19 protein-coding genes and 1 pseudogene are annotated in these 19,301 nt (G+C 65.4%); 12 read left to right on the top strand and 8 right to left on the bottom strand.

What is annotated here, in order from left to right:
* Nucleotides 1–267: 267 nt before the first annotated feature.
* The 6 genes and pseudogenes from TTER_RS12475 to TTER_RS12505 form a co-directional block, all read right to left on the bottom strand.
* The gene (locus tag TTER_RS12475) at nucleotides 268–1,737 is read right to left on the bottom strand and encodes an FGGY-family carbohydrate kinase (RefSeq protein ID WP_012876401.1); all 1,470 of its coding nucleotides are present in this window, start codon (nucleotides 1,735–1,737) and stop codon (nucleotides 268–270) included.
* On the bottom strand, nucleotides 1,721–2,782 hold the full coding sequence (locus TTER_RS12480; RefSeq protein WP_012876402.1) for a 2-hydroxyacid dehydrogenase: 1,062 nt from the start codon (nucleotides 2,780–2,782) through the stop codon (nucleotides 1,721–1,723). The genes TTER_RS12475 and TTER_RS12480 overlap by 17 nt, the downstream gene beginning before the upstream one ends.
* On the bottom strand, nucleotides 2,782–3,273 hold the full coding sequence (locus TTER_RS12485) for an RpiB/LacA/LacB family sugar-phosphate isomerase (protein ID WP_012876403.1): 492 nt from the start codon (nucleotides 3,271–3,273) through the stop codon (nucleotides 2,782–2,784). The genes TTER_RS12480 and TTER_RS12485 overlap by 1 nt, the downstream gene beginning before the upstream one ends.
* Nucleotides 3,274–3,292: 19 nt before the next feature.
* Nucleotides 3,293–4,878 (bottom strand): annotated as a pseudogene (gene dhaL / locus TTER_RS16450) (dihydroxyacetone kinase subunit DhaL).
* A 38-nt stretch (nucleotides 4,879–4,916) separates the two neighbouring features.
* Nucleotides 4,917–5,633: an HAD family hydrolase gene (locus TTER_RS12500; RefSeq protein ID WP_012876406.1), complete on the bottom strand. Its 717-nt coding sequence runs from the start codon at nucleotides 5,631–5,633 to the stop codon at nucleotides 4,917–4,919.
* Complete coding sequence (locus TTER_RS12505; protein WP_012876407.1) at nucleotides 5,626–6,489, bottom strand: DeoR/GlpR family DNA-binding transcription regulator; 864 nt, start codon at nucleotides 6,487–6,489, stop codon at nucleotides 5,626–5,628. The genes TTER_RS12500 and TTER_RS12505 overlap by 8 nt, the downstream gene beginning before the upstream one ends.
* A 309-nt stretch (nucleotides 6,490–6,798) precedes the next feature.
* Between TTER_RS12505 and TTER_RS12510 the strand changes: the two genes are divergently transcribed.
* The 11 genes from TTER_RS12510 to TTER_RS12555 all read left to right on the top strand — a co-directional run bounded on the left by TTER_RS12510 (nucleotide 6,799) and on the right by TTER_RS12555 (nucleotide 17,831).
* Nucleotides 6,799–8,286, top strand: a complete 1,488-nt coding sequence (locus TTER_RS12510) for an ABC transporter substrate-binding protein (RefSeq protein WP_012876409.1) — start codon at nucleotides 6,799–6,801, stop codon at nucleotides 8,284–8,286.
* Nucleotides 8,287–8,307: 21 nt separating this feature from the next.
* On the top strand, nucleotides 8,308–9,261 hold the full coding sequence (locus TTER_RS12515; protein ID WP_012876410.1) for a carbohydrate ABC transporter permease: 954 nt from the start codon (nucleotides 8,308–8,310) through the stop codon (nucleotides 9,259–9,261).
* A 34-nt stretch (nucleotides 9,262–9,295) separates the two neighbouring features.
* Nucleotides 9,296–10,135, top strand: a complete 840-nt coding sequence (locus TTER_RS12520; RefSeq protein WP_012876411.1) for a carbohydrate ABC transporter permease — start codon at nucleotides 9,296–9,298, stop codon at nucleotides 10,133–10,135.
* 9 nt (nucleotides 10,136–10,144) lie between these two features.
* Nucleotides 10,145–11,284 carry an ABC transporter ATP-binding protein gene (locus tag TTER_RS12525; protein ID WP_012876412.1) on the top strand — a complete coding sequence of 380 codons (1,140 nt, stop codon included), beginning with the start codon at nucleotides 10,145–10,147 and terminating at the stop codon, nucleotides 11,282–11,284.
* Nucleotides 11,265–12,377: an ABC transporter ATP-binding protein gene (locus TTER_RS12530; RefSeq protein ID WP_012876413.1), complete on the top strand. Its 1,113-nt coding sequence runs from the start codon at nucleotides 11,265–11,267 to the stop codon at nucleotides 12,375–12,377. Before TTER_RS12525 ends, TTER_RS12530 begins: the two co-directional genes overlap by 20 nt.
* An 11-nt stretch (nucleotides 12,378–12,388) precedes the next feature.
* Nucleotides 12,389–13,813, top strand: a complete 1,425-nt coding sequence (locus tag TTER_RS12535; protein ID WP_012876414.1) for an FGGY-family carbohydrate kinase — start codon at nucleotides 12,389–12,391, stop codon at nucleotides 13,811–13,813.
* Between the two features lie 8 nt (nucleotides 13,814–13,821).
* On the top strand, nucleotides 13,822–14,454 hold the full coding sequence (locus TTER_RS12540; protein ID WP_012876415.1) for a histidine phosphatase family protein: 633 nt from the start codon (nucleotides 13,822–13,824) through the stop codon (nucleotides 14,452–14,454).
* 209 nt (nucleotides 14,455–14,663) lie between these two features.
* Entirely contained in the window at nucleotides 14,664–15,086 is a 423-nt protein-coding gene (locus TTER_RS15075; RefSeq protein WP_049823073.1) for a type 2 periplasmic-binding domain-containing protein, read from the top strand.
* Nucleotides 15,087–15,149: 63 nt separating this feature from the next.
* Nucleotides 15,150–16,025 (top strand): ABC transporter substrate-binding protein, encoded by an 876-nt coding sequence (locus tag TTER_RS12545; protein WP_049823074.1) that lies wholly within the window; start codon nucleotides 15,150–15,152, stop codon nucleotides 16,023–16,025.
* A gap of 2 nt (nucleotides 16,026–16,027) precedes the next feature.
* Nucleotides 16,028–16,963: a carbohydrate ABC transporter permease gene (locus tag TTER_RS12550; protein WP_012876416.1), complete on the top strand. Its 936-nt coding sequence runs from the start codon at nucleotides 16,028–16,030 to the stop codon at nucleotides 16,961–16,963.
* Nucleotides 16,964–16,973: 10 nt separating this feature from the next.
* Nucleotides 16,974–17,831 (top strand): carbohydrate ABC transporter permease, encoded by an 858-nt coding sequence (locus TTER_RS12555; protein ID WP_012876417.1) that lies wholly within the window; start codon nucleotides 16,974–16,976, stop codon nucleotides 17,829–17,831.
* A gap of 228 nt (nucleotides 17,832–18,059) precedes the next feature.
* On the opposite strand, the gene TTER_RS15665 is transcribed toward TTER_RS12555, so the two are convergent.
* The gene (locus TTER_RS15665) at nucleotides 18,060–18,404 is read right to left on the bottom strand and encodes a hypothetical protein (RefSeq protein ID WP_148212018.1); all 345 of its coding nucleotides are present in this window, start codon (nucleotides 18,402–18,404) and stop codon (nucleotides 18,060–18,062) included.
* 169 nt (nucleotides 18,405–18,573) lie between these two features.
* Here TTER_RS15665 and TTER_RS12560 point away from each other — a divergent pair, with 169 nt between their 5' ends.
* Nucleotides 18,574–18,903 (top strand): hypothetical protein, encoded by a 330-nt coding sequence (locus TTER_RS12560; protein ID WP_148212019.1) that lies wholly within the window; start codon nucleotides 18,574–18,576, stop codon nucleotides 18,901–18,903.
* Between the two features lie 2 nt (nucleotides 18,904–18,905).
* On the opposite strand, the gene TTER_RS12565 is transcribed toward TTER_RS12560, so the two are convergent.
* A complete protein-coding gene (locus TTER_RS12565; protein WP_012876418.1) occupies nucleotides 18,906–19,253 on the bottom strand; it encodes a hypothetical protein in 348 nt (115 codons plus the stop codon).
* Nucleotides 19,254–19,301: the final 48 nt, after the last annotated feature.

A 19,301-nucleotide genomic window follows, 5' to 3' on the forward strand; every position in this document is an offset into this window, starting at 1 on the left:
CTATGGATCCTACAAGAGTGTCACCGTGGGAATAGAGGGTGTTCTTGCCCTGGGCACACATGGATGTGCTAGTTTGGGTCCGGACTACGAACACCGTCGTGTGAGCTTGAGGTCCGTGCGACGGAGCCACTACAATCGACCTACGGACATGGACGGCGGTTGGGCAATGGGGAAGACCAGGCACAGCAGGGGGCGACATGTTGGCAGCTTCTGGCAAAAACGTGTTGGGGCCGCCAGTGATCCGCGGTGAAAGTTATGCGCTGGCGCCTAGTCTATAGCGGTACTACTCCACATCTTGGACAGTTCCCTACAGGTTTCCTCCAGCCTTAGGTGCTGCTCATACAACTGAAGGTAGTGCTGTCTACAGTCCTCGTTCGGCTCCACCACATCGATCGACACGCGCCACTCATCAAACGAGATGCCGCCCAGGGCTATGCCGGCCGCGATGGCCGCTCCCCTGGCACCCGCCTCCTGCACCCTGGGCACCAGCACGGGATGGCCCAGCACGTCCGCCAGCAGCTGGCACAGGCGCTGGGACCGAGCCCCTCCCCCGCAGAGGTAGATCGGCCCTCCGGACCACCCAGCGCTCTCCAGGCAGTGGCGCGCCGTGCAGGCTATGCCCTCGCAGAGCGCCCGCACCAGATCGGCGCGCTCCACGTGCAGGTGGAGGCCCGCGAGCACCCCCCTGGCCCTCATGTCCAGCACGGGAGCCCGCTCCCCACCAGGAGAGAGGTGCGGCAGGACCATCACGCCCCTGGCGCCGATGGGCGAGGCGTCGAGGTGTGAGTCCAGGTCCTGCGGGCGGAGCCCGAGCAAACGCGTCAACCAGTCCAGGCAGGCGGTGCCCACCATGGCTGGCATGGCCCGCAGCCACCGGTCGGGGTCCACAAAGCACAGCGTCATACCGCCCAGGCACGTAGGACTTGGGGGACTATCCACGACCACCTCGCAGGCCAGCGTAGTGCCTAGGATGACAAGTGCCTCACCGACATCGCGCCTCAGTCCCAGCCCCAGCGCACACGCCGGCAGGTCGAAGGGGCCAGCATGCACCGGCGTGCCCTGCGGTAGGCCAAGGAGGGCGGCTCCCTTCCGGTTCAGGGCCCGCAGCGGCCCCGGCAGGGGATCCACCGGCGGCAGCAGGTGTCGCCAGGCGCTCAGGCCACAGAGGCGCACAATGTCCTCGTCGTAGCGCCGGCTGCGGACGTCCAAGAAGGGCAGGGAGGCGTCCGAGGGGTCGGTGGCCACCGCGCCCGTGAGGGCGTGGACCAGCACGTCCTTGCAGTACAGCGCCGCCCCCGCCGCCGCCAGCCTCTCGGGCTCGTGCCGGTCCAGGTAGGCCAGGATCGAGGCGGACGCCCCGGGAAAGAGCACGTTGCCATGCCTGCGGGCCACGGCCTCGACCACGCCCTCCTCGAGCCATCGCTCGACTACCGGGATAGCCCTCGAGTCCAGCCATAATATGGCGTGGCCTAGAGGATCGCCGTTGCGATCAAGGAGCCACAGGCCGTCACCTTGAGCAGTGATGCCGATGACCTCTACCCGGTGCGGCAGCCGGGAGGTTAGTCGGGATACTACCTGCCCGACCTTCGAGATCAGCTCCGCCTGGTCCTGCTCGAACAGCCCCGGGGCAGGCGACAGCACCCTGTTTGATTCCGCCTCTATGCCCAACACTTCGCCTTGCTCCGAAAACGCCACCGCCTTGACCACGGATGTGCCTGCATCAACGCCGATCAGCATGCCTTATCTCCATCACCTCGGGGTTCAGCACATGCTGCAGAGTCTCGCCTCGCAGGTAGCGGCCCACTTGCACGGCGGCGAGCCTAGCCGCCCGCTTGGCGGTCTCCCTTGTAGCTCCGGCGATGTGGGGCGAGACCACTACCCTGGGCATTGTAAGCAGCGGCGAATCCGGGGGTAAAGGCTCCTCAGGGAATACATCCAGTGCGGCTGCCCACAGGTGACCGCTCTCCAGCGCCTCGATGAGCGCCGAGTAGTCCAGCAGTCCTCCCCTGGCGGTGTTCACGAGGGCCGAGCCCCTGGGCATCAGCTGGATCTCATGCCGTCCTATGAGCCCTGCTGTCTCCGAGGTCAGCCGCGCGTGCAGGCTCACGACCCTGGAGCTCCGGAGCAGCTCCTCCAGGGAGGTCCTCGCCGCCCCGACCGCGCGCACCTCCTCGTCCGTCACGTACGGGTCGTGCACCAGCACTTGGGCGCCCAGCGCGGTCAGCGCCCTGGCCACTATGCGGCCTATCGCGCCGAAGCCCACCAGCCCCACGGTGCTGCCCCCGAGCTCGAAGCCGGCCTCCTCGTAGGCGTACAGGTCTCCCCGCCAGCGGCCGCCCACGAGGCTGGAGTGCGCCTCCGCGATCCTCCGGACGGCGGCCAGGATCATCCCGAGGGCGTACTCCGCGGCGGCCTGCGCGTTCCTCCCGGGGATGTTGCACACCACCACGCCGTGGCGCGTAGCGGCCTCCAGGTTGACGTTGACAGGTCCGCCCCTTGTGACGACCACCAATCGCAGGGAGTCGGCCGCAGCGAACACGCGGGCCGTCAGAGGGGCCATTTCCGTAACGACGATCTCCTTACCTTGGATATGAGCGAGCACGTCCTCTTCACTGCCCGAGGCCTCGTCCACCTCCGCGACACGACCGAAGGGCTCAATGGGCCAGGAGAGCTCCACGGCCGTCGTGCTCACCTGCTTACCCACCTCCTCCCGCAAGGCCTCCTCCAGCAGGGCACACCGGACGAACTTATCTCCCAATAGCAGTACCGTTCTAGCAGACATCAGCTATCGCCTCCGGAATTGGTCAGGTGCCCCTGCTCGTAATCGCATATCAGCTGGATCTTGTGCGCCGACGGGGAGCTGGGGTCGAACTCGTACGTGAGCCACTGACGGACCACATACCAGGCCAACTCCGGTCCCACCACCCTTGCGCCTAGGCAGAGCACCTGGCAGTTGTTGGACAGGACCGACCTCTCGACCGAGTAGGGATCGTACGCCACCGTCGCCCTGACCCCACGCACCTTGTTGGCGGATATCGCCATCCCTATGCCGGTCCCGCACACCAAGACGGCGCGATCGATGGCTCCGCTGGCCACCGCCTCCGCCACCTGGATCCCCACGCGGGGGTACTCGCAGCTGTCGGAGGGATCGCCCACCCCGAAGTCCACCACCTCGGCCACCCTGGGATGGTCCCGCAGCCTGTCTCGGATGAGGTTCTTCAGCTCGGCTCCCAGCCCATCGGCCCCTACACCTACCACATAACGCCTTGCCATACATTCCACCTCCAATGTCCTACGCGGGCAGCGCCGGCTCGACGGCCCGCAAGATGTACGTCAGCGACACGGCGCCGGGGTCCGGATGGCCCAGCCCCCGCGCACCCAGCCTGGAGGACCGGCCCTTGCGGGCCACCAGGCCGGCCGTGGCCCGCGCCGCCTCCTCCGCCACGGGCAGCGCCTGCCTCCAGGCAGATCGCAGGTCCTGGCCGCCGCGCACGCCCTCTTCCAGGGCCTCGACGAACGGCACCAGCGCGTCCAGCAGGGTTTTGTCCCCCGGTTGGGCCTTGCCCAGCTGCTGGATGGCCTCGATGGCGTCGCGCAGCCCCTGCACGAACTGCGGGGGATCGACCCGTCCCGAGGCCGCCAGCCGCTTGCCCAGGGCGACCAGCAGCACCCCGTAGATGGCGCCCGAGGCGCCGCCCGCGGCGTCCGCGAACGCCGTGCCCGCCTGCATGAGGGCCTCCCCAGGCTCATCGGCCACAGCGGCCTCCACGGCGGCCGTCAGCCCGCGCACCATGCCCGCGCCGTGGTCGCCGTCGCCGGCGGCAGCGTCCAGCCTCCCAAGCTCATCCTCCTTGGATTCCAACACGGTCAGCGCGCGCTTGAGGGCCGCGCGCACCCACTTGCCGTCCTCGCTCATCTCTTCACCTCCCAGATCATTGCGGGGGTACGGGCGGGGGCATCGTGCAGCTCCCGCAGCTCCTCGTCCAGCCACAGGAAGGTCAACGAGCATCCGGCCATGTCGAGGGAGGTCACGTACTCCCCTACGAGCGGGTGATGTATCCGGAGCCCCGCGCGCTCCACCAGCTCGGAGACGTACCTGTACAGGACGAACAGCTCCTCGTACTTGGTGCTGCCCAGGCCGTTGAGCATGAGGGCCACGGTGCCATCGGCATCGGGAGGTGCCTCCTCGAGGAGCTTGCCCACCAGCAGCCGGGCCAGCTCAGGCGCCGGCAGCAGCTCGGAGGTCGACACCCCGGGCTCGCCGTGGATGCCCAGCCCGAACTCCATCCTCCCAGGGTCCACCCTGAACAGCGGCTCCGACTTGCCGGGCAGCGTGCATCCCCCGAAGGCCACCCCGACCGTGCGGGTGTGGTCGTTGGCCTTCCGTGCCAGCCGCTCTACCTCGTCCAGGGGATCGCCCCTGTGGGCGCTGGCGCCCGCGACCTTGAACACGTAGAGGTCGCCGGCGATGCCTCGCCTGTCCTCCCTCTGCTCGGGAGGGGCCGAGGCGACGTCGTCGGTGACCAGGACGGTGCGCACGTCGATGCCCTCGCTCTCGCACCGCATCTCCGCCAGGCCGAAGTGCATGACGTCGCCGCTGTAGTTCCCGAAGGAGTAGACCACGCCGGCGCCGCCCTCCACGGCCTTGGTGCAGCGATAGACCTGCTCGGCCGAGGGACTCGTGAAGATGTCGCCGATCACCGCGGCGTCGGCCAGGCCCTCACCCACGAGCCCGCAGAAGGCCGGGTAGTGCCCGGAGCCTCCGCCGATGATCAGCGCCACCTTGCCCTTGACGGGCGCGCGGCTGCTCATCACGGCGGAGGCGTTGGGCACCCGGCGCACGCGGTCTCGGTGGGCGCGGACGAACCCCTCGATCATGTCCTCCTTGAATCCTCGCGGGTCGTTGTAGATGTGCGTCACGCTTGACCTCCTTGGTTGGAAAATGTGGGCGACCCAGGTGCAGCGCACAGCAGCTGCAGGATCAGGTCCTTGACTTGCCAGAAGGAATCGGCCACGTAGCGGGCCAGGGAGAGCACCGCCTGGTCGGGCGGGTACTTCCGGTTGGGCAGCGCGATGACCAGCAGGCCGGCGCGCGCGGCAGCCCGGATGCCGTTGTTGGAGTCCTCGACCGCCACGCACTCCTCCGGGGCCACTCCCAGGCGGGCCGCCGCCTCCAGGTAGACGTCCGGCCAGGGCTTGCCCCTGGGGACCTCCTCGCTGGAGGTCACGGCCCGGAAGCACTGGGCCAGGCCGTTGTGCTCCAGGATGGCCTGGATGAGGGCCTTGGGCGCCGAGGAGGCCACGGCCAAGGGCACCCCGCGCTCGGCCAGCTCCTGGAGGCACTCACGCACCCCGGGGAGCATCTCCACCCGGCCGTCCTCCAGCGCCTCGTGCATCCCGGAGACCACCCCGTGCGCGACCGCGGCGGCGGGGAGCTCTCCCCCGAGCTTGGCGGAGAGGTAGCTGGACCACTCGTGCAGGTTCATGCCCTGCACGCTCAGCGTGTCCTGCCGCGTCCACGTCACGCCGTGGCTGGAGCAGTAGCGCACCCACATCTCCTCCCACAGATGCTCGGTGTCCACCAGCACGCCGTCCATATCGCACACCACCGCCCGCAACCGCTTGTCAGCCACCTGCCACCTCCACGATCTCGAAGTGAATGCCCTCCTTGCGGAGCTCTGCCGGGATGTCGGGGTCCACGCCGCTGTCCAGGATCACCAGGTCGAACGCCTCCAGGGGCGCCAGCTTGTGCAGGGCCGTGCGGTGGAACTTGTTGTGGTCCGCCAGCAGCACCTTGGTCTTGGAGGAGCGCATCATCGCCTGCTTGACGACGACGATCTCCTGCTCCTGATGGAAGGCGATGCCGTCGGCGATCGCGCTCACGGAGCCGAAGAAGATATCCGCCCGTAGGGACTCGATCGCGCTGGTGCATACGATGCCGTTGAAGGAGTCGTGGCTGGGCGTGTACTCTCCTCCCAGCGCTATCAGCCGGAGGCCCTTGACCGGCGCCAGCTCCTTGATGATTGCTAGGAAGTTGGTGATCACCGTCAAGGGCACCAGCTGGGGCAGGAGCCTGGCCAGGTGCAGGGCCGACGTGGAGTCGTCCAGCATCACGACCTGTCCGGGCTCGATCAGCTCGACCGCCCTGCGGGCTATCGCCTCCTTCTCGGCCTGGGCGGTGGTGAGCCTGTACCGGACGTTGCTCTCGAACACGCTGGACGGCTGCGTGGTGGCGTAGCCCCGCAGCTTGCGGAGGATCCCCTGTCGCTCCAGCTCGTCGAGGTCCCTGTGGATCGTCATCAGGCTGACGTTGAACATCTCGGCCAGCTTCTTGGCGCTCACCTGCCCGTGCTGGATGACGTACTCGGCGATCTGCTCCTGGCGCAGGCTGGGGGCCAGGGACCGCTCGCTGGCCGCCTCCCTGTCTCGGAGGCCGTCCAGGGCCACCAAGTGCTCTTCCTCCGGGCGCTCTCCGTCGTTGTCGTTCACGCTCTCACCTCGATTCTGTGACTTTGTATGTTATCATCACACGGAATCTTAACACGAACCGCGGCGTTTTGCAACACCCGGACGGGCCCTGGTGGGCCCGAATGGGGCTTATAGGGGCCCAATCTCCCCGGCAGGGGCTTGCAAGCGCGCGGGGAGTGTGTTAACATAGGGCTAACCGATGTTATTTTCACATGAAAACTGTGAAAATGTGAAGAACGAGGGAGGTGGTCAGTCAGGGCAGACGATGGACTACGGCCAACAGTCAGGTGATCCTAACCCATACCTAGCACGCAGGAGGAGCATCAAGTGATGGAGAAACCACAGCATAACCCGGCAGCTATCTCTCGTCGACAGTTCCTTAAGTGGACCGCCCTGGCGGGCACGGCCAGCGTGCTGGCCGCCTGCGGCGCCAACACGGGCAGCACGCCCACGCCCAGCAGCCAGCAGGCGGCCTCCAGCCCCGGCACGAGCTTGCCCACGCCCACCGTGGTGAGCTCCCAGCACCTGGGGTCCAACGCGTTCGATTGGCAGAAGTACAAGGGCACATCCCTCAAGCTGTTGCTCAACAAGCATCCCTACGCGGACGCCCTGGTGGCCGACCTGCAGACCTTCACCGACCTGACGGGCATCCGCGTTACCTACGATATATTCCCGGAGGACGTCTACTTCGACAAGGTCACGACCGCCCTCTCCAGCCGCTCCAGCCAGTACGACGCGCTGATGACCGGTGCCTACCAGACCTGGGTGTACGGCCCGGCCAACTGGCTGGTGGACCTGCGCCAGTACATCCAGGACGAGAACCTCACCAACCCCGACTTCGACGTGCAGGACTTCATCCCCAACATCCTCCACAGCGACTCCTGGAGCGGCAAGCCGGGAGAGGCCCCGGGCCAGGGCGACGCCAAGCAGTGGGCCCTGCCCTTCGGCTTCGAGCTCAACTGCCTCTCCTACAACAAGCAGGTGTTCGCCAAGCACAAGCTGCAGGTGCCGCGCACCCTGCCGGAGATCATCGAGACGGCCGAGTACATCTCCAAGAAGGAGGCCAACATGTACGGCATCGGCGTGCGGGGCTCGCGCTCCTGGGCCACGATCCACCCTGGCTTCCTGTCGGCCTACACCTGCTACCACGCCCGTGACTTCGACGACCACCTCAAGGCGGCGATGAACAGCCCACAGGCCGTTGAGATGACGAAGCTGTGGGTGCAGATGATCAAGAAGGGAGGTCCCCCGACCTGGACCCAGTACACCTGGTACGAGGTGGGCAACGACCTGGGAGCCGGCAAGTCCGCCATGATCTACGACGCCGACATCCTGGGCTACTTCCAAAATAGGGGGACGAAGGCGGCCGGGCACATCGGCTGGGCGCCCGTGGCGGCCAACCCGGACGATCCCAAGGCCTACGCCAACGTCTGGATATGGTCCCTGGCCATGAGCAACTTCTCCAACCACAAGGAGGCCACCTGGTACTTCCTGCAGTGGGCCACCGGCAAGGCGCACCTGCTGAAGGGCGCCGTGGAGGGCGACCAGGTCGACCCGGTCAGGCACTCGGTGGCCAACCATCCCAAGGTGGTGGCCAAGCTGAAGCAGAAGTACCCCGGCTATCTGGAGTCCTTCAACCAGCTCATACCCAACTCCAAGATCTACTTCACCCCCCAGCCCCTCTTCTTCGACGTGACTACCGACTGGGCGGCCACCCTGCAGAAGATGGTGACCAGCGGGGCCGACGTCAAGGCCTCCCTGGACGAGCTGGCGGAGAGCATCAACAAGAAGATGGCCGACGCGGGCATCACCCAGTAGGGCTAGGGGAAAGGAGGCATCATGGCTCGCAGAGTGGCTACGACTAACCTGCAGGAGGGGGTGGCGGTGGCGGCCGCCCCGCCCACCCCGACCACGGCGGCCCGCGCGCGGTGGAGGCCCTATCTCCTGGTGGCGCCGTCCATCGTGCTGACGATCTGGGTGCTGTACCCCTTCGCCCAGAGCGTCTGGTACTCGCTGCACCACTACGTGCTCAGCCAGCCCTGGAGCAGGCCCTTCGTGGGCCTGCGCAACTACCAGAAGATCTTCACGGATCCGGACTTCCTCCACACGGTGGCGGTCACCCTGGAGTACACCCTCCTGGCGGTGGCCATCGAGCTGCTGCTGGGGATGCTGCTGGCGTTCCTGCTGAACAGGGACTCGCTGCTCACGAAGATCCTCAGGCCCCTGCTCATCCTCCCGCTGATGGTGGCGCCCGCCATCGGCAGCCTGATCTGGAAGCTGGAGACCAACCCCCAGTTCGGGTTCGTCAACTTCTTCATGAGCTTCATCGGGCAGAGGTACTTCCCCTGGGGATCCAGCCCCCGCACGGCGCTGCTCACCGTGGTGCTGGTCGACGTCTGGATCTTCACGCCGTTCATCGCCCTGCTGCTGTTGGCCGGGCTGCGCTCGCTGCCGCAGCAGCCGTTCGAGGCCGCGCGGCTGGACGGCGCCGGGGCCTGGTTCACCTTCCGGACGCTGACCCTGCCGATGTTGATGCCCTACATCCTCATAGCCGTGATGTTCCGCATCCTGGACTCCCTGCAGCAGTTCGACATCATCTACGCGATGACTCAAGGCGGGCCAGGAGACACCCTGATGACCTTCCAGCTGCGCGCCTACCTGGAGGCGTTCACCTTCCTGCGGCTGAGCGAGTCGGCGGCGCTCATCCTGGTGCTGTGGGTCATCACGTACGCCATCAGCTACGTGATGGTGAGGTACTGGAACAGGGCGCGCGCCCACCTGCGGGGCGCTTGAGCTCGAGGCAAGAGTATAGCAAGGAGGCGAAGGCATGCGTAAATGGTTGGCCCACCTGGTGTTGATAGCCATCTACCTCTTCTTCCTGCTGCCCCTGTACTGGGTGGTGGCGATGTCCTTCATGACGAACCAGCAGATACTGACCTATCCACCCCAGTTCGCCTTCTCCCCCACCCTGGCCAACTACAAGGCCCTGGTGCTGGGGCAGCTGGGCGGTGGCGTGGGCACCCTGAAGGTAGACTATCTACACAACTTCATCAACAGCCTGATCGTCAGCTGCGGCGCGGTGGGGCTCTCGCTGGTCGCCGGGATACCGGCAGCTTACGCCCTCGCACGCTATCGATTCCGCGGCGCCGATAACTGGGCGTTCACCCTGCTGAGCTTCCGCTTCGCACCGGCGCTGCTGATCCTCATCCCCCTGCTGCAGATCTACCGGTCGGTGGGGCTGTACAACACCTACTGGGGCCTGATCCTGGCCTACCAGCTGATCACCCTCCCCTTCATCGTCTGGATAGTCAGGGGCTACTTCGAGGACGTCTCGCCCGAGCTGGAGTTCGCCGCTCGCCTGGATGGCTACGGCTGGTGGCGCAGCTTCTGGCACGTGTCGCTGCCGCTGGTCAAGCCCGGGGTGGTGGCGGCGGCCCTGCTGGCCTTCATCTACGCCTGGAACAACTTCATCTTCGCGCTGGTGCTGGGCTCCAGCGACGTGCAGCCGGTGACCGTCGCCATGCTGTCCTTCATGACCGCCTCCGGCATACAATACGGCGTGATAGCCGCCGCGCTGGTCATCTCCGTGGTGCCGATCCTGCTGCTGGCGGTGTACGCGCAGCGCTTCCTGGTCAGGGGGCTGAGCATGGGCGCTATCAAGGGTTAGGAGAGAGCTATGCCTAGAGTCAGGTTGGAGCACTTGGTCAAGAGTTACGGGAGGGTCCGGGCCGTCGACGACCTCTGCCTGGAGGTGGAGGACCGGGAGTTCTTCGTGCTCTACGGCCCCTCGGGGGCGGGGAAGACCACGACCCTCAAGCTCATAGCGGGTGCCGAGCACCCGGATAGCGGCGAGGTCCACATAGGTGGGCGCCGGGTGGATCTGCTGGAGCCCGATGCCCGCAACGTCGCCATGACCTTCGAGTCCTACGCGCTGTACCCGCACTACTCGGTCTACGATAATATCGCGTTCCCACTGCGGGCTCCAGACAGGCGCATGTCGAGAGCCGAGATCGACGAGCGGGTGCGCTGGGCAGCGAGGTTGCTGGGCATCGAGCACGTGCTGGGGCACAAGCCGGCCGAGATCAGCCAGGGCCAGAGGCAGCGCACGGCGTTGGCCCGGGCCATAGTGCGGCCGGCCGACGTCTACCTGTTCGATGAGCCTCTCAGCCACGTGGACGCCAAGGTCCGACACTACATGCGCGGCGAGCTACACCGGATGTCCACGATGCTCAACAACACCATCATCTACGTGACCCACGACTACGTCGAGGCGCTGTCGCTGGGCGATCGCGTGGGCGTGCTCGACCACGGCCGCCTGCACCAGGTGGGCACGCCGAGGGAGGTGTACTACGCCCCGCGCAACCTCTTCGTCGCCCTCTCCTTCGGCCAGCCGGAGATGAACATCCTCGAGGGCACCCTGACCGCCGCCAACGGTCGTCTGCGGGTGGAGACCGCACTGGGGACCACCCACCAGCTGGCGACGGGCGAGCCGCTGCCCACCGCCGGCACGGAGGTCTGGGTGGGGCTGCGCCCGCAGGACCTCCAGCTGGGCGACCTGGGCGCGGGCACCGCCTTCGATGCCGAGGTGCTGGTGTTCGAGCCCCTGGGCACGCACGGCGTGCTGCGGGCCCGCGCCAACGGCCAGGTGCTCAACGTGCTCGTGCCCCCCAACGCCAGATTCGAGCCCGGCAGCAGGGTCCTGCTGGACTACCCGGAGGACGCCTTGTACCTCTTCGACCGGGAGTCCCAACTCAACATCTTGCACCCTCGCATCACCACACCACAAGGAGCTAGAGATGGCGGAGCTAAGGCTTGAGCAGGTCCGAAAGGTGTATCGGTCCCGGGGCCGCGCCGTGGAGGCCGTCAAGGGCATCGACCTGGCGATCCAGGACGGGGAGTTCGTCGCCCTCCTGGGGCCCTCGGGCTGCGGCAAGACCTCGACCCTGCGCATGATCGCGGGGCTGGAGACGATCACCTCGGGGCGGATATACATAGGCGACCGTTTGATCAACGGGCTGGAGCCCAGCCAGCGCGACGTGGCGATGGCCTTCGAGTCCTATGCGCTCTACCCACCCCTCACGGTGCGAGAGAACATCGAGTTCCCGCTGAAGGCCCGCCGGGTGCCCCCGGATGAGAGGCGGCGCAGGGTCGAGCGCGTGGCGGAGATGCTGCAGCTGGGCCCGATCCTGGACCTCAAGCCGGCGCAGCTGTCCGGCGGGGAGCAGCAGCGCGTTTCCCTGGCGCGGGCGCTGGTGCGCAACGCCTCCGTGCTGCTGCTGGACGAGCCGATGTCGCACCTGGATCCCAGGCTCCGCTTCCAGATGCGGCTCCACCTCAAGGAGCTGCTGCAGGAGATCTCCACCACCACGATCATCGTCACCCACGACCAGCTGGAGGCGATAGCCCTAGCAGACAGGATCGCGGTAATGAACAATGGCGTGGTGGAGCAGTTCGGTGACCGTAACGAACTATACAACCGACCCGCGACGATCTTCGTCGCGGACTTCGTGGGCGAACCTCCCACGAACTTCGTGCGGTGCGCGCTGACCTCGGTGAACGGCGAGCTGGCCTTCAGGAGCCAGGACGGCGCCATCTGCCTCCCGCCACCCCACCGCCTCCGAGCGAGCCTTCGCGATCGCCTGGGTCAGGAGTTCGTCCTCGGCATCCGCCCCCAGGACATGGCGATCGCCACGCCTAAGCCAGCTTGCGATCCCTACCACCTGCCTGGCAGGATCACCTTCGTGGAGTGGATCGGCGAGGAGACGCACGTCACCGTCGAGGCGGGCCAGGCCACGCTCATCGTGGTCATGGGGGCCGAGGACTACTTCGAGGAGGGGCAGCAGGTGGACGTGACCTTCCCGGAGGAGGCCCTCCACGTGTTCGACCCCGAGAGCGGGCGTGCCCTGTGAGGAGGGGCGGCGTGGAGGCCTGCATCGGGCTGGACGTGGGCACGGGAGGGGTCCGGGCCTGCCTGGTGGACGCCGAGGGTCGCCTGCTGGCCAGCGCCGAGCGTCCCTTGGAGGCGCGGCGGGAGGGAGTCCTGTTCGAGCAGGATCCCGGGCAGTGGTGGCGGGAGGCGATGGCCTGCCTGCGGGCGCTGGCCAGGAGAGCCCATAGGGTGAACGTGAGGGCTATCAGCGTGGCGGCCACCTCCGGTACCGTGCTCTTGGTGGACGCCGAGGGCGAGCCGTTGCTGCCGGCGATCATGTACTCGGACGGCAGGGCGCAGGCGGAGGCAGCCGAGCTCAACGAGGCCCTCGCCGGGCAGTGCGCCAGGCTGGGCTACCGCTTCCACCCGTCCTGGGGGCTACCGAAGCTGCTGTGGCTGCGACGGCACCGCCCCGACCTGTGGCGCTGCGGCCGGATAGCGCACGCGGCCGACTACCTTCTGGAGAGACTGAGCGGCGTGATGGGCGTGACGGACTGGACCCAGGCGCTGAAGAGCGGCTACGACGTGGCGGAGCTGCGCTGGCCCGCCGAGGTGGCGCGGCTGCTCGAGCTGCCCCTGGAGCGGCTGCCGCAGGTAGTTGCCCCTGGCACGCCCCTTGGCACCCTCCGGCAGTCAGTATCGGAGGCACTGGGGCTGCCCCGAGACGTCATTGTTGTAGCTGGCATGACTGATGGGTGCGCAAGCCAGTTGGCCGCTGGATCGGTGAGCCCGGGTGAGTGGCTGACCGTGCTTGGGACCACGATGGTCATCAAGGGCGTGTCCAGGCAGCTGCTCCGCGATCCGGCAGGCAGGATCTATCACCATCGCCATCCACTGGGCTGGTGGTTGCCTGGTGCTGCCTCCAACACCGGCGGGGAGGCGCTCGAGCTCTGGGCTCGAGCGCGGCTGCCTGAGCTAGACGCGGCTGCGGCCAGCAGGATCCCCACGGGCTTGATCTGCTATCCCCTGAGGCGACAGGGGGAGAGGTTCCCCTTCGTGTGCTCTCACGCGCGCGGCTTCTGTGAGGGGATCGTGCTTGATGAAGAGGTCCTGTATGCGACTACGTTGGAGGGGGTGAGCTTTCTCGAGCGGCTGGCGTACGAGCTGCTGGCTTCCCTCGGGGCGACGATGGAAGGAGGCATCTTGACTGCGGGCGGCGGTGCCCACAGCAGGACCTGGTGTGCAATCAGGGCCAGCGTGCTGGGCAGGCCGGTGTTGGTGGCCAGGCACACCGGCGCGGCCTACGGGGCAGCCGTGCTGGCGGCCGGCGCGACGGTGCACCGCGGGCTGGAGGAGGCCACACGCACCATGGCCCGGCCCGCAGCCTCCTTTGACCCGGATCCAAGGCTTGAGGCTGGCTACGGCGAGCAGTACCAGCGCTTCCTGGAGGCGCTGCGGCAAAGAGGCTACATCTAGGAGGGCCTATGTTGCGAGTGTGGCTTGCCAGGCATGGACAAACGGTGTGGGGAGACGAGGACCGCTTCTGCGGACGGACCGATCTGGAGCTGTCCGAGCGGGGCTACGCTCAGGCCGAGGCGCTGGCGCGACGCCTGGCGGCCGAGCCCCTGGTCGCCGTGTACGCCAGCCCGCTGCGCCGGGCGCTGGCCACGGCGGAGGCCGTGGCGCGCTCCCAGGGCCTGCCGGTGGAGGCGCTGGAAGGCCTGGTGGAGATGGATTTCGGGCGCTGGGAGGGGCGCACCCGGGAAGACGTCCGCCGCGCCTCCCCCGACCGCTACCTGCGGTGGTGCGAGGATCCGGCTGCCGTAGCCCCGGAGGGAGGCGAGGGCGCCTACGAGGTCGCCCAGCGAGCGCTGGCGGCGCTGCACCACGTGTTCGCCAGCCACCGGGCGGGCGCGGTGCTGGTGGTGGCGCACAGGACGGTCAACCGCATCCTCCTGTGTCATTACCTGGAGATACCGATCCGCGCTTACAGGGAGCGGCTTGGACAGGACCTATGTGCGCTCAACCTGCTTGAGGTGGCAGGGGGGCAAGTGCGCGTCAGGCTCCTGAACTCCACCGATCACATTAGGTATGTGCCCATCGCTGAAGCGATGTAACTTTCCTCGCACTTATGCAGGGGTGATACGCACAACCAGAAACTACCGGAAAACGTTTACCAAGATATATTGATATATTTTCTGATTGATGATAGTTTTTAAACATAAATCGTTCTATAATGTTTTGGTTAGGATTTATGACCGGCTGCATGCCAAGCCAGCAGAGAGGTCCTTGTATTGGTTGCTCGTTCGTAGGAGGATCTAGAGAGATGGCAGCAAAAGACGAAAGGACAAAGACGAATGTTAGCCGTAGGGAGTTTCTACGTCGCACGACCCGCATTGGGGGAGCACTGATCGCTGCCCCACTCCTGTGGGCCTGCGGCCGCCAGAGAGGATCCACTACCCAAGGCCGCTCACCGATGGCCAGTCCGGCCAATACGCACATGACTGGTAGGGCACCGGCCACTACCGAGATCACGCTATGGGCCAGGGACAGTCAGAAGACGTTCATAGGTGACCTGGTCGAGGCCTTCAACCACACCCACAAAGATTTCCAGGTTAGGGTCAACCTCATTCCGGCCGCCAACTTTGTCCAGAAGTTCGGCACGGCAGCGGCGGGAGGCACTGGACCGGACATTGCCTCGATCGACCTGGTCTACCTACCGTACTTTGCCTCAGTGGGCGCCCTATAGGACATCACCGACAAGGTAAACGCCCTGACGTACAAGTCCGGCCTGAGCTCGTCCCACATGAGGTTGGCTACTTACAAAGGCAGGATCTATGCTTTACCGTTCACCGCTGAGGCCTCGGTGCTCTTCTACAACGTCACCCTCTTTAGGCGAGCGGGACTAGATCCCAAGCGGCCTCCCAGGACATGGGAGGACGTCGAGGAATACGCCCGCAAGATCAGATCTCTGGGAGGTGAATACTATGGCTATGTGTTTGCCGGCGCAAGCGCGGGTTACAACGCCTTCACCTTCATGCCCTATATCTGGGCTAGTGGAGGCGACGTACTGACAAGCAAAGGCTCGCCCACATTCGACTCACCAATCATTACCCAAGCACTTACCTTCTACCGTCGCATGTGGGAGGGTGACCTCATCCCGAAGCTTGCGCAGACTGATCAGGGCACCAACAGCGGGCCAGCGTTCGCAGGTGGGAAAATTGGCATCTATCCCTCTGGAGCGTTCTTCATCCCTACTCTAAGCAGCGCCAAGAACTTCGAGTGGGATGTGACTCCTATTCCGGGCAGGACCGGTGGCTACGCTTCCTTTGCGGGTGGCGATGAGATCGCCATACCTAAAGCATCCAAGCACAAGGACGAGGCCTGGGAGTTCATTCAGTGGGCTACCGGGGAGGAGGCACAGGCCGTTCTAGCTCGCAAGGGAATTGTACCCATTCGTACTGATCTCTACAAGAGCATCTACGAGCCTCTGAATCCTAAGTACAAGGCCTTGGCCCAGGCGATGTTGGAGGGTCGTACTCCCTATAGCACCGTGTACAACGCCCTCTTCAACGACAACAACGGACCATGGATCAAGATGATTCAGGATGCGGTGTTTAGAGGGGACATCCAAGGGGCCCAGCGAGCTGCCCAGCAGCGGGCTATGGCCATAACTGCGGGGAGCTGAGCATGGCCCCGGCCCGCGAAGTCGCCACCCGCGAGCGTATTGGGTCTCAGAGCGTATCCAGTAGCTGGCGCTGGCGTCGATCGGTAGAAGGCATCTTGTACGTGCTGCCAGCCACGATCCTCATTGGGCTGTTCTTCTTCATACCCTTGGGGATGACGTTCTGGATGTCCCTCTACGACTGGCCCATCCTCGGTGCCCGTCGTTTCACCGGCTTGGCCAACTACGGGCGCGCGCTGGGAGACCCTAACTTCCTGCATGCTGTGTACTTCACCTGCGTGTACACGCTGGTGATCACCCCCATCCTGATCGTTGTGGGCTTCGCCTTGGCGATGCTCGTCAAGGGCCACCGGAGGGGAGTGGGGCTGTTTCGTACACTCTACTTCCTGCCCGTGCCAATAGGGTTTGCCTCGGCCAGCTACCTCTGGGTCTGGTTAGTGCAGCCTGACGCCGGCCCCCTGGGCCGCATCCTGCAGCTGCTGGGATTGGTGCAGCAGCCCCCTCAGTGGCTTGCCGGCACCACCAGTGCGCTGGCAGTGGTGATCGCGATGGTGACCTGGAAGACGTCAGGCATGCAGATGATACTCCTGATGTCTGGGATGCACTCCATCCCCATCGAGCTGGAGGAGGCGGCGCGCGTGGACGGCGCTAGCGGTCGGCAGGTGTTCTGGCTAGTCACCCTGCCCCTGCTCAGATCGACGCTGGCGTTGGTGCTCGTGTTCTCGGTGGCGGGCTCCCTGCTCGCGTTCGATCAGTTCTACATCATCACCGGCGGAGGGCCCTCCAACTCCACCATCACCGCTGTCTACTGGATCTACCATACCGCGTTCATCAACTTCCAGTTGGGCTACGCCGCCGCGCTGTCGATCCTGCTCATGGTTGTGCTGGCGCTGGTCAGCTTCGTGCAGCTGCGGCTCATCCATAGATCGGTGGAACTGTGAGGTGTTGGCGATGAAGGTTATGCCGCTCAAGACCATGCATCAAGCTACTCTAGCTTGGTGGGTAGTCTGCATCCTGTTGGGTGTCCTGTTCTTACTGCCCCTGTACCTCATGGTGACGCAAGCCTTCAAGAGCCCGGCCGAGGCCGCGGCCATACCCCCTACCCTGTGGCCACATAGCTGGTCGCTGGATTCTTTCAGGCGCATGGGGGGCGAGGTGGCCAGCATCAACATCTCGCAGCACATCCTCAACAGCCTGTACGTGTCCCTTGCCACAGTAGGGGGCGTGGTGTTGGTGAGCACCTTGGGGGGCTACAGCTTCGCCAGGCTCAACTTCCCGGGCAATGGTGTGTGGTTCTTCGGCCTGCTGGTCACGTTCATGATCCCCTTCCAGGCGATCATCACCCCTCTCTACCTGGTGATGCGAGCACTCCACCTGCAGAACTCGTTGGTCGGGTTGGCACTGGTCTATATCACCTACCAGCTGCCGTTCGGTCTGTACCTGATGCGCAACGCCTTCGGAACCATTCCCAGGGAGATCCAGGAGGCTGCCCTCCTGGACGGCTGCTCCACCCTGTTATCACTCACGCGGGTGATGCTGCCGATCGCCTTGCCCGGCGTGGTCACGACCGCGCTGTTTGCTTTCTTCGCCGCCTGGAACGACTTCTTCGCTGCCCTCATCCTGGTCACCGACCAGGACAGGATGACGCTGCCGGTCACCCTCTCCATCCTGCAATCCGGGCAGTTCGGGACCATTGACTGGGGGGTACTGCAGGCAGGGGTAGTGGTGAGCGCCATACCCTGCGTGCTGCTCTTTCTCGTGCTGCAGCGGTACTACGTGAGCGGCCTGCTGAGCGGAGCGCTCAAGTAGCTAGGGCATGGCAGTCCCTATTGGAGCCGACAGAAGGAGGGAATACGGGTGACGCAACAAGTGCCAATACCCTCTAGGGTGTCCGATAGGTAGACACTGGCGTAAAGAGAGGTGATCCAGAGGCCACGACGAGATTGTTCAGTGCTGATCTGAGCCGACTCGGGGACACCTACGTCCGGGTGGCGAGAGGTTGAGTTCAAGCCAGCTACGATGCCAATGGGTACTTATCTATTGAAGTGTGCGGTAGGTCGGTGGACCTGGCTGCCGGACACCGGTCGTATTTGGGGATTGTTTGTCACATCCTCCCGGGAGGTGCGAGGATGGGCAGTGCCGCGCCTGCTGGGAGTACCGCCCAAGCACATCGCCTAAGAGCTCGGGGATGGTGGATGTTGACCAAGATACTGTAGCATCAGCTGGCTGAGGGATGCGCAGGTGTACACCCTGTACGTGGTACAATCGACAACGATCCTGCTCCTCGATGGCCGAGGCTCCACCTACGGACTCTTCTCGGTTGAGCACCCGGACAAGCCCTAACAGTGGCTGCAGCTCATGCTCGGAAGCTTGCCAGCGCACAAATTGATGGCCCTGGTAGAGGAGGTCTGTCCTTCACCATGGAGTCCCCCAGCTATAGCCGAGGACCGTGATCGAGGGTGTACGGGCTAGGCTGACCGCCCCTGGTAGGAAGTCAGGCAAAGATCTTTGAATATATTATGTCGAGCAAAATCGGCGGACGCTCTTCGCCGTGGAGAACTACAACTGGATGGCGGAGGGCATCCTGTCAGAGTACGATTGCCTGGAGCTGCTCGAGAGCGGGATAGTGCGGATGGACTTAGTAGGCGGCAGGCACATAGCGGCGGTCGCCGAGCCCACCAGGCTCCCCGGCCGCCAGCTGGGTCGTCGCCTGGCCCGGGATGACCGCCGGCCGAGGCTGGGACCGCGAGCCCGCGGAGCCTCACGACCTGCTGGCCGGGCAGCCCGTCCGCCATCTAGGGCCAGGGTCAACCCCATGCTGCGGGCGCCCAGCGATCCAACGAGCTGGGGCGTGGCAGCTTGCTCGCGGTCTCCCACATAGGCTCACGCCAAGCTAGGTACGACCGCCGGAGGAGCCCCCAACTGCCTTCCCGTGGACGGCCACGGGGCGATCCCCAGCACGGGTTCTGGCTCTAAGCCGGCTCCACACCCAACGCCAACGGGAAGATATCGCGGCGCCAGGACGGCCGGGCGGGCTCTCAGATGCCCACCCAGGGACTGCAAGGGAGGTCCGGCGCGGGCGCAGATGCTGCGACGAGCGCTCGACGGTTTGGCAGCTGCATCCCAGGCCAGCACCACAGGCCGCTGAAGGCCAGCCGCGCGTCCGCCGTAATTCCCCCACATCACCACCTGTGGGGACGCGAGGTCGCGGTGGCCGCTAACCGCCAGCATGGCAGCCTCCCGTGCCCCTCCCCCGTGCGTCCTGGGCTTATGGGGTCG

Origin of the sequence: Thermobaculum terrenum ATCC BAA-798, assembly GCF_000025005.1 — a bacterium.
In the GTDB taxonomy this organism is placed as follows: domain Bacteria; phylum Chloroflexota; class Chloroflexia; order Thermobaculales; family Thermobaculaceae; genus Thermobaculum; species Thermobaculum terrenum.

Excerpts from the sequence above, each read along its gene's own strand:
- TTER_RS12475 (WP_012876401.1), bottom strand. The coding sequence starts at position 1,737 with ATGCTGATCGGCGTTGATGCAGGCACATCCGTGGTCAAGGCGGTGGCG.
- TTER_RS12480 (WP_012876402.1), bottom strand. The coding sequence starts at position 2,782 with ATGTCTGCTAGAACGGTACTGCTATTGGGAGATAAGTTCGTCCGGTGT.
- TTER_RS12485 (WP_012876403.1), bottom strand. The coding sequence starts at position 3,273 with ATGGCAAGGCGTTATGTGGTAGGTGTAGGGGCCGATGGGCTGGGAGCC.
- TTER_RS12510 (WP_012876409.1), top strand. The coding sequence starts at position 6,799 with ATGGAGAAACCACAGCATAACCCGGCAGCTATCTCTCGTCGACAGTTC.
- TTER_RS12515 (WP_012876410.1), top strand. The coding sequence starts at position 8,308 with ATGGCTCGCAGAGTGGCTACGACTAACCTGCAGGAGGGGGTGGCGGTG.
- TTER_RS12520 (WP_012876411.1), top strand. The coding sequence starts at position 9,296 with ATGCGTAAATGGTTGGCCCACCTGGTGTTGATAGCCATCTACCTCTTC.
- TTER_RS12525 (WP_012876412.1), top strand. The coding sequence starts at position 10,145 with ATGCCTAGAGTCAGGTTGGAGCACTTGGTCAAGAGTTACGGGAGGGTC.
- TTER_RS12530 (WP_012876413.1), top strand. The coding sequence starts at position 11,265 with ATGGCGGAGCTAAGGCTTGAGCAGGTCCGAAAGGTGTATCGGTCCCGG.
- TTER_RS12540 (WP_012876415.1), top strand. The coding sequence starts at position 13,822 with ATGTTGCGAGTGTGGCTTGCCAGGCATGGACAAACGGTGTGGGGAGAC.
- TTER_RS15075 (WP_049823073.1), top strand. The coding sequence starts at position 14,664 with ATGGCAGCAAAAGACGAAAGGACAAAGACGAATGTTAGCCGTAGGGAG.
- TTER_RS12550 (WP_012876416.1), top strand. The coding sequence starts at position 16,028 with ATGGCCCCGGCCCGCGAAGTCGCCACCCGCGAGCGTATTGGGTCTCAG.
- TTER_RS12555 (WP_012876417.1), top strand. The coding sequence starts at position 16,974 with ATGAAGGTTATGCCGCTCAAGACCATGCATCAAGCTACTCTAGCTTGG.
- TTER_RS12565 (WP_012876418.1), bottom strand. The coding sequence starts at position 19,253 with ATGCTGGCGGTTAGCGGCCACCGCGACCTCGCGTCCCCACAGGTGGTG.